Annotated in this window: 7 protein-coding genes; all 7 read right to left on the bottom strand. The window is 40.2% G+C overall.

The window, feature by feature from the left end; translation table 11 throughout:
* Window positions 1–20 precede the first annotated feature (20 nt).
* Window positions 21–806: an amidohydrolase family protein gene (locus AC0L7T_RS08530; RefSeq protein ID WP_473342133.1), complete on the bottom strand. Its 786-nt coding sequence runs from the start codon at window positions 804–806 to the stop codon at window positions 21–23.
* Entirely contained in the window at window positions 793–1,701 is a 909-nt protein-coding gene (locus AC0L7T_RS08525; RefSeq protein ID WP_473342132.1) for an amidohydrolase family protein, read from the bottom strand. The genes AC0L7T_RS08530 and AC0L7T_RS08525 overlap by 14 nt, the downstream gene beginning before the upstream one ends.
* 107 nt (window positions 1,702–1,808) lie before the next feature.
* A complete protein-coding gene (locus tag AC0L7T_RS08520; RefSeq protein ID WP_473342130.1) occupies window positions 1,809–4,478 on the bottom strand; it encodes a hypothetical protein in 2,670 nt (889 codons plus the stop codon).
* Window positions 4,479–4,529: 51 nt separating this feature from the next.
* The gene (locus AC0L7T_RS08515) at window positions 4,530–5,906 is read right to left on the bottom strand and encodes a neutral/alkaline non-lysosomal ceramidase N-terminal domain-containing protein (RefSeq protein ID WP_473342129.1); all 1,377 of its coding nucleotides are present in this window, start codon (window positions 5,904–5,906) and stop codon (window positions 4,530–4,532) included.
* The gene (locus tag AC0L7T_RS08510; RefSeq protein ID WP_473342127.1) at window positions 5,903–7,309 is read right to left on the bottom strand and encodes a neutral/alkaline non-lysosomal ceramidase N-terminal domain-containing protein; all 1,407 of its coding nucleotides are present in this window, start codon (window positions 7,307–7,309) and stop codon (window positions 5,903–5,905) included. The genes AC0L7T_RS08515 and AC0L7T_RS08510 overlap by 4 nt, the downstream gene beginning before the upstream one ends.
* A 381-nt stretch (window positions 7,310–7,690) precedes the next feature.
* Window positions 7,691–9,448, bottom strand: coding sequence for a RagB/SusD family nutrient uptake outer membrane protein (locus AC0L7T_RS08505; RefSeq protein WP_473342126.1), 1,758 nt, complete (start codon window positions 9,446–9,448; stop codon window positions 7,691–7,693).
* A 28-nt stretch (window positions 9,449–9,476) separates the two neighbouring features.
* Window positions 9,477–12,689 carry a SusC/RagA family TonB-linked outer membrane protein gene (locus AC0L7T_RS08500; protein WP_473342125.1) on the bottom strand — a complete coding sequence of 1,071 codons (3,213 nt, stop codon included), beginning with the start codon at window positions 12,687–12,689 and terminating at the stop codon, window positions 9,477–9,479.
* Between the last annotated feature and the right edge of the window lie 593 nt (window positions 12,690–13,282).

The raw sequence follows: 13,282 nt of genomic DNA, 5'->3' as shown, positions 1-13,282 counted from the left end.
CTCAGAACTTTAAGACAAGCTCACAGCCCTAAAAACTTTTTAATATTTCCCGACTGCAAGTCCTCTCTGGTCTTTGCATCTGCCTCATCTTCCCTTAGTGAAGCTATTCTAAGCGCCCCTGTTTTGTAATCCAAGATTGGAGAATGCGTACCAAAACCAAACTTTTCCTTACCAAAGGTTTCCATCAATCCCGCCAAGTCTATGATATTCCTACCCGAGGTATCGAGGAACAAATCGGTCTTTTTGATCAATGCCAAATCATCCTTTTCCAAATGTGTACTCCCAGCTACATTCAACACCATAAACTTAGCATCAGGCACGGCTTTCACTATAGGCATAATATCGCTAAGTCTCCATTCATTGCTGATATCCAACCAGGAACTTGGACGGCTATCTACCATTCTCAATGTCAGGCCAACGGGTATACCCAAATCCCTGCACATTTTCACCAATTCAATACAAGCAGGATGGTCCAAATTGTAGCGGTGGTATTTAGGGAATATCCTGACCCCTTTCATTCCCAATTTGCTGGTGCTCTCCTTCAGGTCTGCTTTCCATCCCGAATAAACCGGATTAATCACTGCAAATGGGATCAAGCGATCTTTCCATTTCTTGTTGGTATTGATTTCATCATAGGTTTCCCGATTGGCAGCCTGGGTGTCTTTATAAAAAATCCCATTGATATTCGTCAAAACCGAGGCCGAGATACCATTGGCATCCATTCTTTCTACCAAGTCCTTACAAGTACTGTTTCTTACCTGACGAAAGGGCCAGTGGCCTATATATGCATTACTATCTATCCACATGGTTGCCTGACTTTTTAAGTACATTGTTATAATTATCAAAAAAGAGCTTTTTCCTTTGGGTCTCTGTAAGGTCAGCAGCCATTACATGTCCTACGCCCTGAAAAAAGCTATTGTCACAGCCAAAGAAGATCCTATCTTCACCTACATGCTCCATGGCATAAGGAATGATGTCTCCTTCATTATTACTTCCCGATACATCTACAAACACATTGGTATAAGGCGCTACAGCTTTACAGGCATCCAACCAATCGCCTCCACCAGCAAGGTGAGCCAATTGGAACATTGCCTCCGGATAGCGCTCCGCAATCATTACAAAATCATCTGGCGTAGAAACATTCTCAGGTTCTCTGGCATCGTAAATAACCCTGGACTTACCTATACCCATATGCATCAAGATGATCATTTTCATGTCGATGTATTTTTCGATAACTGGGTAGAACAAAGGATCACTTATTTTAACATGGTTGTAAAGTTTCAAACCTGTCATGCCATGGTCCATGCATCTTTTTATCTCTTCCATGGCCTCTTTAGGGAAGGCGGGGTTGATTGTGGGCTGGCCAATAAACCTATCGGGATATTTGGCCATAGACTTAATGATCAAATCATTGCAAGCAATAAACTCTTCAGGAAGACCTTTGCTACCCGGCGCCATCGGCCTTGAAATCACCAATTTTTCAATTCCCAATCGATCCGCAAAACCTATTTGGGTTTCTGGACTATCGGCTGTGGTGTAAACATGGGCATGGGAATCTATTTTCCTGTATTTCATGACCTCTTTCATAAGGTCATTCTCTTCTTGCGGTTTTTCCTTGCTTGTAAAACCCGTCATATGTACGCCCAATGCAATCCCTGAAACAGAAACGGCACCAGTCGAAAAAAACTTTCTTCTATTCATATTTTCTAACTGTTTTTTTGAAAGTTTAACAATCAATTCTGAATCGACACCTTGATCATGCCCTAGAACAATTCATTTACTCTTATATTTTTTTGGCATTCCCCAAGTTAAAGGGACAATGCTTCCATCCATGCAATTTTCCCGTTTTGGACAGAGGCAGCAGCAAAGTGGCCATTCAATATTTCCTTGCCCTTGCCATGTTCAATGCTCATTTCTCCATTGCCATGCATGGACATAATATAGTCTTTTCCTAAAGAAGTTTCCACCTCTACAACTCCATTGATGTCCACGAGTACTACATTTTTGACAAATGACTCCTCTCCGTCGAAGCCCTCAAAGACCGAAACAAAAGTCTGTAAGCCCTCTCCTCTTTTCCGCCTTACAAAATAAGGCAGTGTGGTGCCAATATCTGCATTCTTCCAATCTTTTTGTCCCCAGCCATCGCCAACAAACATCTCCTCCCCTTCCTGTCCCAAGCACCAGGCCCGAGTAGTCAATCCATACTTATTTTTCCATTCACTGGTCCAGGTTGCATTGCCATCAATCGTTCTGATTTGCTTGAAATCATAAAGGGTCAATCCAGCCTTCTCTACGGGAGAAATACCGCTTATTGTTAGTGAATTACTCGAAGCGTGGAAAACATAATCCTGAATTTCACCACCCTGTACCCTAAAGAAATCCACCACATAACTGTGCCCGTTTCCATGATCGACCAATACAGCCGTTCGCTTGTAAACCGAAGCCTGGGCATAGGCCGTTGAAGCCATTTCCATTATTTTGACTTTAGGAAAGGTTTTGAACAACAAAATTTCTCCCCCTCTTCCTTTACTCATCTGGTTTTCTTCATCGATCAGCACCGTATTGTGCGCCAGGGCCCTGATATTGTTGGGCTTAAATGGATGATCCCATAAATACCCTAGGTCTGAAAGTAAGGCAGTATCTTTTTTCCAATAGTAAAGGTTAAGGCTGTCATTTTCATGGTGAATACCCCAAGGGCTAGCACTCAATAACAATAAGCTTTCCCTACCGTCAAGCCCCGTTCTAAGGTGGCCAATTTGCAGATTTGGCGGGCACCAATCTGAGAGCGATAAGACAGCTCCTTTTTCCTTTTCCAGCTTTGGCTTTCTATAATACATGGAGAAAGACAAAGCACCATTGGGCTTGGTAAGGTCATAGGGAAGTCGAAGTACGGGTTCTACCTCACTGTCTGTAAATGCACTGTTAAACCTCGCTGATCCACTGTGTAAAAGAAGTTCATCCCCGCAAAGTTCTTTTAGCAAGGCGAGGTATTCCTTTTTCTCCGGATAATTGGCGACCATTAACTCCACATAAGCCACATCAAGTGTGGTATTTTCGAAAGAGTCAGCATAGGGTGGGTATTTTAAATCTCCTTGCAAGCCATTGAAAAAGGCCTCCCAAACCAGTTTATAATTGCTATCATGGTAAAGGTCTAAATCGTCTATTCGATGTCTCGCCTTGTCCTTATATCCTGAGGGGTCTGAATACCCATGAGCGGCTTGTGCCATGTCCCAAATTCCTCCCAAGGTCATCAAGCCATAGAAAGGGGATTCGCTGGTAGTTCCATCAGGCAAATACCAGCCATCGACCGTCATGTTAAATCCTTCAAGTCCAAACCTAACCAAACCCGGATGTCCTACACACATTCCAACCAGGGCTACAGCGGTTCGGTTACTGACAGATTTATTGTTCAATCTCTTGTCGCAAACCAGCAAAATGGTACTTTCAAGAAGCAGGTCTTTTTCTATTTTGCGTTTGTCTTTTTCAGTATAAAGAGGCCTTCCATCGGACTTCTTTGCCTGACAAGTGAGGTCATAGGCTGTGACAACTTTTCTCACAAAATCAGATTCCAAGCCTACTCCACTTGCCCTTCCTGCACTCCAAAATCCTGTCCAAAGGTAATTATCTGGCACATTGGGCGGAGGGCAAAGCTCTGGCTCGGGAAGTTTCATCATATTGAGTGCTGCCGTTTTTGGATCCATGTCCGCATATTCCCCATAACCCACGTGTACAAGCCAGCCCGGATAGCATTTGGCTAGCCGAAGTAGAATCTCTCTACAGGAGGCGGCATAGCTAATGTCTTCGGTAAGTAAATACCCTTCTGCCAGGGTTTTGCAAAAGCCTGCGATCCATTGTACTTTCCTGGACCTTATATTGGCCGTAAAGCTTGGTCTGCCCTCTTTGTATTTGAAGATCACAAAGGGATCTCCACCACAATAAGTTAGTTTTTGAGGCTTCCCCCAAGTTGTCGTTAGGACAATTTCCTCTGGATATTCACTGTTAGGAAATACCGCATCACACTCAGTACATTGGATTTCCTCTGGATTTTCCACATCCCAACTCCACAAACCATGAGGATGAACCGGCAAGCCTTTGTCTCTACAAGAAGGGCAAGGTGTCCAAAGCGGGTCACCAGGAGTTGTTTCTTCCACCATACTATTGAGAAAGTCTGGTGTGATCTTGCCAATATGCTCCTTTATGATCGCGTCAATCCGATCAAAATGAACCCTGGCCCAATCGTAATTTTTAATGTTTTCTTTAGCGGCTTGCAGGTTGTCTTCCTTGATTGTCAGGCAAGGATGATTGACTGAGAGTCTGTATTTTTCCCAATCGGACCAGTCAAGTAATTGCTCGGTATCTGGATAGCCATAATATTTTGAAGGGTTTGATGAAACAGCCATGGGGCTTAAATACATTCCTAATCCCAAAAGCGCACTCTGTTTCAAAAAGTCCCTTCTATTCGCTGATTTTTTATCCATGATTGAGCGTTTAAATTGCCTTCTACTTCTGTAATTATTTTTTGTAAAGCCCTAAAAATCGGCCATCATCTGGTTAATTCGGCTAAATATTTTTGATTCCAGGGTTGGTTTCCATGTTCCCGGATGACCAAAAGCGATTTGTGAAGTAGCTCCTTCGTAACCGCCTTCGTTCAACACCGTTCTGGTAGGAATATATGCCATCACATCGTTTGAATAGCCAAGGACAAATAACTCTTTCCCATACTGGGTTTTCAATTTCACGGAGTAGTCCACAACAGGCTCCCCACCCAATGCAATCATGAATTGATCACCCAATTTCCAAATCTGTATGGGATAGGGATAGGTAGTATTCACCTCATTATTCTTCACCTTTTCATACATCATCTTGGCCCATCGCTGGTAATGCCCACTGCTCTCCTTGATCATCTTTTCCAAGATTTCATTGGAAGGTGGCTCATTTATTCCCAGCTCAACCTCTGTATAAGCTGTCTGTAAATGTGCTTCCAAAGGCTTCATTTCTTCTTCCAGCACACTTTCTACAGCTGCCGCCAGTTCTTTTCCATACTTCCTAGCCAAAGGAATGGTCCTTCGTGGCAATGGGTTTTGGTCGGCTCCTGCTCCTTGAAAAAACATTGCGGTAGCCTCAGGATACCTTTTCTCCAATTCAATCTGCGCAAAACCCGGATAATCTCCCGACCACTGCGTTACAGATAAAACGGTTGCATGGCACGCGTAACCAAAGGTAATGGCCTTGATATTGTCATCCATATCGGTAACTTTCAGTACCGGGACGGCATAATCATTCGGCCCAACCATGTCAGATACTATATCAATGGCAGCTTCTGTGTTATTTCTTCGGTTTACCTGAAACCTGGCTACTCCATTCTCTGAATAAATCTTTGCCGGTGCCAATCCTTTCAATACTTCCCCTACCAGTGCGACCATTTGTTCCTCCAGCCATGCCGTATAATCAATGACTTTTTGGACCTCGGTATCACTCAAAGGATACACGTGGTACAGGTAATCTTTAAGAACTGGGCCGGAATGGGAATGAGAAAAATTTAACAACACGGCAGCATCAGGAAGTGAGTAGCGTTTCTTTATTTCATCCTTAATTCTTCTGGACATGTCACGAGGCATGCCGGAAAGGTCACTGGTAATAAGAACAGCGGTATTATTATCCGCATCCTGAATGGCAAGTGCTTTGGACCATATAGGGTGAATGGTTCCTTCGGAAGGCCCTATTCTTGAAGCAAATCCTGCCATCCACATGGGAACTTTAGGCGTAATGTCTACTTTTGCCACATTTGCTTTCCATTGGGCAGAAGAATCTTGCGCAAATAATAGAGAGGCGCTTAAAAAGCTGGAACCTATGAGTACTAAAATAGATAGGTACTTAAAGCTGATAATTTTTTTGTTATTTCTCATGGCGCTACTAAGGGATATTCCACGGTTTTAATACCTAAACTTTCAGCAAGCGCTGTCGCTTCTGAAATTATATTGTCTTCTATTGAAGCATCCCACTGCGTAGTGAATATGGGGGATCTGTTGGCTTCATACCCGCCTTCAGCAAGGACTTTCCTAGTGGGAATATAGCCCATCACATCATTGGAATAGCCCATCACAATGATATCCGGGCCAAAAATCTTTTTCAGTTCCAAGGAATAGCCGACAAGGAGTTCACCTCCAAAAGCAAAAATAGGTTGATTGCCTATTTTCCAGGCTTGAACAGGATAAGGATACGAATCTTTGATTTTTTCTCCTTTGTCCAGTTTTGAAATTAGAACTTTTGCATTTTCCTTTAGGTAATCCGGGTATCCTGGGGTTGCGCCACTGATTATATCTTCCAGTTCCGCTTTGGTAGGAACGGCTTTAGCGAAGGTCAGGTCTATTTCTGAATAGGCCGTTGATAGTGTTCCTTCTAAAACATTCATGTCTTCATTTAAAACGCGTTCTACAGCTGCTGCCAGCTCTTTGCCATATTGCTGTGCCAGGGGAACGGATCGCCTTGGCAGTGGATTTTGATCAGCACCTGCTCCTTGGAAAAACAAGGCGGTAGTACCGGGGTAGAGCTTCTCCAGTTCTATCTGAGCGAAACCTGCATAGTCCCCTGATAGCTGGTAATCAGACAGAACAGTAGGATGGCAAGCATAGCCAAAAAGTATTGCTTTAATCTCTCCTTTTTGGTCTTCGACTTTTATGACAGGGACAGCATAATCGTTGGGACCTTTTAATTCAGTTTGGGCGTTTAATTGGGCTTCTTTGTTATTTCTTCTGTTGACCTGAAGTCTGGTTACCCCATTTTCAGAAGACAAGGTTACGGGTTCTAGTGCCATGATGGCATTGCCTACCAATTCCACTATTTCTCGCTTTACTCTGCCTGCATATTGATGTATTTTATTGTATTCGTCTTTACTAAGTTGGAATTCATATCGCGGATAGTCCGTCTCTGGGCCGGTATGTGTATGCGAACTGTTGAGAATTACCTGACCCCTTGAAAGCCCATATTTCTCTTTCAATTGGTCTCTTATCATATCGGATAAAAATTTTCTAAAAGCCAGCAAATCTGTGGTCACTATAACAGCGAGTTTACCATTGGGATCTTCTATTGCAAGGGCTTTTGCCCATATGGAATGTCTAACCCCCTCAGATGGATGATTTCTGGAGGCATAGCCTCCCATCCATATGGATTCCTTTGGGGTAATTTCAACGCTACCTACACCTGCTTTCCAGGAGGAATTGTTTTGTTGTGAATATGCCTCTTGGCCAAACAGCAAAATTGTTAATCCGAAAAAAATAAGGTGACAGGATCTTGGGTAGATTATTTTCATGAGTCAATATTTAATGGAACGTATTTAATCGCTTTAAAACCTATTAAACTAAAGGGTTTTAATCCCCTTCTCAGGTGATGCTATCATAAGAAAGATCCTCAATTTGGTTTGAAGAGCAACGCTCTTATAATCTGGTAGAAGATCACAATGTTAGGCTGGTATTGAAATGATTTCATTACCTAATAGAATAGTTATAAGATGTTTTGGGTTTAAAATGCTTGAAAGTATAATAGTATCAAAATACTTCAGATAAAATTAGTCAGCAAAAAATAATAGGTCTTTTTCCCCACATTCGTGGAATTGAATCAGGAATTGATTCTTGATGAAAGGGATTGGAAAAAAAATCCCTCTGCTAAAAATTTAACAGAGGGATTTAATTAACTATTCAATAGTTTCCAATGGTGGAATATTGTTCTCAGAACCCACATAACCTTCATTTTGGTTAATGGTCCCTAAGGAGTTTGCTGTGATTACATTATTGTCAATTGGCCATAACACATGGAATGGAGCAATTGCAGGTGTGTTTCCTATAACTATAGGCTTGATAGTGTACATGATGTTTTTTTCCATGATTCTATCGTACCACCAGTTATTGTCTGCAAAACTTGCAAGGCTATATCCACCCAGGTTTTGAGAAGCCATGATGTAGGATACTCTAACCATTTCTGAATGGCGAGGCGTTTCCAAAAACAACTCTCGAGCTCTTTCGTCAAAGATATATTCTATCGTTACATCTGAGGCACCTATTGGAAGCGCATTGGCTCTATTTCTAACCTTATTGATATCCGCTGCTGCTTCTGCCATTTGGTTTTTCCAATAGTAAGCTTCTGCACGAAGTAGATAGGTTTCGGCTAGTCTAAAGATGTACCAGTCTCCATTTCCACCCATAGGAACTGCTGTGGAAGATTGTTGTGGTACATAAGTTTTGTAAAAGGGAAGTGGGAAATGCTTGTACACCGAATCCTGTGGAGCCGTCATGTACATTGGATTAACAGGCTTTCCAAAATCAACAGATTCAGGATTGGTATAAACAAGTTCGTGTTTGTCTATCCAGTTGATATCACTTCTTCGAAGATCAGGTGTATTGGTATAATCAAAACCATTTTCTTCCCATATTTCATAAAAACCATAAGGGGTAGAAATCATGTCTGGGTTTCCTCTTCCTAAAGAATCATACCTTGGTCCACTGTCAAAAGTACCTCTTAAACCTTCACTATCTCTAATAGAAGAATGCCACCAGGAAGAATGGAAATGTCTCATGGTATATAAACCAGCAGTTTGAGCACCTGAGGGAGCCTCAAATCTATCTACCATGGACAAAATGTTTTCTGTATTTTGATTACTGTTTTTATTTTCCGGACGGTGAAGATCCCAAATAACGTTTTTCTCAGCGATATCCCCTTCAGAACCAAATCTATCTTCAACCAATGCATAATTGCCATTGATAACTGCTGAAGAAGAGGCAATGGCTTTATCAAATTCCATATTGGCAAGGTAAACCTTGGTCAACAAATGGTTACCAGCACCTTTAGTTATTGCTCCTGGAACTGCTGTTTCAGGCAACCATTGTACAGCGAACTCTAAATCTGATTGAATTTTATCAAGAATGGCCCAACGGCTATGGGTTTGGTAATCCAATCTAACACCTCTTACTTCTTCTCCAACAAATGGTACATCACCATAAGCATTGATCAACCAGTAATACCAATAAGCCCTGTGCCATAAACTTTCGGCAAGAATTTTATTTTTAGTAGCATCATCATCCCATTCAATGTCATCAATTCTGCCAATAACAACGTTGGCATTTTTGATAAATTCGAACGACTCAGAAAAAAGAGGTACAAAGGTATAGTATCTATCAAAGAAAGGAGTGGTTTGAAACCAATCCATTTGAAAAGTAGGAGTTCCTGCTTCAGATGAAGACCATTCTCCTACCATATAATGCCTTCTACTCCCTGTAACACCCTCAGTAAGGGCTTTTCTCATGGTAACCAAACCAGCTTCATATCCTGCTGCATCTATAAATACATTTTCCGGTGCAAAAAAGGAGAGCGGTTTTTGATCCAGTAAATCTTCTGAGCAGGAAAATGCCAGGCAACTTACCAGAAAAAGGAACAAATATTGTTTTATATATTTCATAATATTTAAATCTTTTTGGTACTAAACATTAAAGCGAAAGGTTGATACCTGCAGAAAACGATTTTGGCATTGGTGTGTTTCCTAAAACAGGTCGATCACCCGGTTCATCAGGAATACTGGTGGATTCAGGATCCCATCCTGGCCATTTAGTAAAAGTCAGAAGGTTACGTGCAGAAACAAACACTCTGATACTTTTTGTTTGCAACTTTTCTGCGATATAGGAAGGAATATTGTAGGACAAAGAAACGTCCTGTACCCTAAGGAATCCTAAGGATTTAAACACCCTTAAACCTCCACCATATGCACCATGAACTTCGGAAGTACGCGCATATTCATTTTCTCCATTAGTTGGTGTCCAGTAAGGGATATCCATGATATTGATTCTATCATAAGTTGAGGACTCATGCGTTGCATAGGTAAACTCTCCAATATGTCCTAAATCAGCTCTCAAGAAAATAGTTGCAGTGAAATCTTTAAGGAAAGTGAAATCATTTCTTAAACCCAAACGGTATCTAGGTCTGGTATGTCCGATAAACTGTTTGTCAACCAAAGCATCATACACTCCATCATTATTTACATCCTCTGATTTGTAATCACCAGGCTGCATATTGTAAACAGCTGCTTCGTCAGCTTCATCCAATTGCCAAACACCTTGTACATTATAATCCCATACTACATCAATTGCCTGTCCTGGGAACCATTGATTGGTATAATCAGGAACTTCTCTGGTAACAGTTTCACCTCCAATGATTACCTCTTCAGTATCACCAAATAATTTAACAATTTTGTTTCTGTTCAATGAGAACACAAAATTGGATTTCCATAAAATATTAGGACGGTTTACGTTTACTGTATTAATGGTGATATCCAATCCTTTATTTCTTAATTCACCTAAGTTCGCAGTGATGCTGGAAAAGCCGGTTATTTCAGGCAATTGCCTGTTCATCAACAAATCAGTGGTAGTCATGTCATAGAATTCTGTAGAAACATCAATTCTATTTTCTAACAATCCCAAATCCAAACCAATATTGTAAGACTCGGTTTTTTCCCACCTCAAACCTTGGTTTGCCAATGTATTGTTGTACAATCCTAGTTGAACATTGGTTCCATCATAGTACAAGTTGGTACCAATTTGTGCCAAAGAAGAATAAATACCGATATCCCTGTTACCATTGACACCCCAAGAACCTCTAAGTTTCAATAAACTGATTGCTGTATTCTGAGGGAAGAAAGGTTCTTCAGAAACGATCCATCCTAAAGCCACGGCTGGAAAAGTCGCTACGTTATTGTCTGCACCAAAAGCAGAGTAACCATCTCTTCTTACTGAAGTGGTCAACAAGTACCTGTCTAAATAGGTATAGTTAAGTCTTGCCATGTAGGCATTTCCACCAGCTTCAGTATCCTTAGTTTCAACAAGTGGTCTTGCACCAAACTGAAGCCCATTGTATCCTAAGGCTTGGTTAGGTTGGAAAGTTTGATTTTCTCCATAAGAATTAAATGTCTTGGTTTGTTCAGCATTGTAAAGCAAGGTTACATTAAAATTATGATCACCTATTTCTTTGCTCCAAGTCAAGATATTATCAACCATCCATGCATTCAAAGAATAATCCGTTCTCGTACCATATCCATCCAATCTGTCTCTACCACCAACAATGGTTTCAGGTCCCCAGAAATTATAATTCTTTTGGAAGTTGAATCGAGGCTGGTAAGACAATTTGTACTGAATACCAAAAGGCAATTTCACATTCGCATACAAAGAAGCGAAAACACCAGTAGTCTTATTAAGTCTTTCCTGATACGTATTATTGATCAATGGATTTACAATGATCGGATATCCATGAGGATACCAATTCAAACTCCCATCTTCCTCATACTTAGAACTATAAGGGCTGATTGAGGCAAAATTCATACTAGCTGGAACAGAGCTATTATCGGTATTTGAGAATTGCGTGTTAGTACCCACATTTAACCAATCGGTTACCTTAAAGTCTAAATTCAACCTAGATCTAATAGAGCTAAAATCATCACCCACCAAATAATTTTGGTTATCTACATAACCCAAAGACCAGTAGTATTGGAATTTTTCATCTCCACCACTAATACTTAAATCATAATCTTGTCTTACACCATTACGAGTGGCTTCATTCATCCAATTGGTAGTATTACCGGCAAGATATTGATCTATCTCAGTATCAAAGAAATTAAGTCTGTTCAAGTACTCCAAAGTATTGTCTGAATTTGAATTGGCATTGGCATTTCTCCATTGATCAAGGGAAACACCATCTGATAGGCTAGCAGGATCATCCCAATAGTAATCAGGACGATCAGCAACACCTAAGGTCCTAAAGAAATCTCTTCTAAAGTCCTCATATTGTTCAGCATTTTTTGGTCCGAAATTTTTATTGGTATAGGTGTTGATACCAGTTTTGGCTGAGAAATTAATAGTTGGCGCACCGGATTTACCTTTAATAGTAGTTATCATTACCACACCGGAAGCTGCCTTAGATCCAAAAACTGCAGCGGAACTCGCATCTTTTAAGATATCAATTGACTCAATATCATTTGGGTTAATATCGGAAAGAGCACCATAAAAGATCACACCATCTACCACGATTAATGGTGAGGTTCCACCATTGAGAGAAGTAGGTCCCCTTACCTCTAAAGAAGTCCCACCAGAAGCAGAAGTTCCTTGGCTACCATAAAAACCGGCTACTGTACCTGCTAACATATCAGAAACCTGAGTCAATGGTTGGTTCTTAAATGTAGCTGCATCCACACGGGTTACCGCACCTGTAAGGTCACTTTTCTTTTGAGTACCATAACCTACAACAACAACCTCATTTAAGTCTGTTGCACTAGTTGTTAATCGTACATCTATTGTAGTCTGGTTACCTACTTTAATTTCTTGATTCAAAAATCCTATAAAAGAGTAAACCAATGTGGCCTCACTATTAGGAACACTTATTGAATAAGTTCCATCAATATCCGTTATGGTACCGATACCGGAACCTTTCAAAAGAATATTAACACCCGGTAAAGTTTCACTGTTTGAAGCATCCATGACCACTCCAGTAACAGTAACTTCGTTCTGTGCTTGTGCACCTGAAACCCCTACAAAAGAGACTCCTAACAGTACCCAAAAACTAAAAGCCAATCCGCGCAATTTCCCTTTGCTAGGCAGGCTATAAGGTTTTGAAAAAGCAGCTACTTGCTTTTTAAATTTGGTAAGAATTTTTATCATAACATTGAATTTTGGTTTGTGAATCTCCTTTACATCTCTTTACTGATTTTTAAAACCAATAAATACATTTAAAGGAACAAAGTGGATTAAGTAGATTATTTTTTCATTAAATATTTGACCATATTTCATCTAAATATTATTTCTTGGTCCTGAAATACGCTTAAAAGTTATTACAATTATTTTTAATACTAATAAAACTAAAAAATTAAGTTTGTTTTATTTTACATTGATGGTTAAAAAATCAAGTCATTAGAAGAATTACAATCGATTTTTTTGTAATAAATTCAAGTTTTATTTACACTTGAAAAATAATGAAAGCCCATTTAATAGGAATATTAAATGCTTAAAATGATAAAGGGATCATTTTAAACCTATTTGGTTGGGAAAAAGTAATTTTAAATCATAATAGCCAACAATGTATGGAACCCCCTTCCCTATATTATGCCCTCGAAATAGAATAATAACAGATTATTCATCTCCTTAAAACCCTTATTAAGCATGGCAATATTTAATTACTTAAAGGAATCAAAAAAATAATAATCGAGAAAGTGAAAAGTGACCCAAGGCCTGGACATGATACAGCTTTCGGCAAT

The organism is Cyclobacterium sp. 10D3-21 (assembly GCF_055809755.1).
The sequence above is the reverse complement of the archived record's forward strand: the minus strand, read 5'-3'. Positions and strand labels throughout refer to the sequence as shown.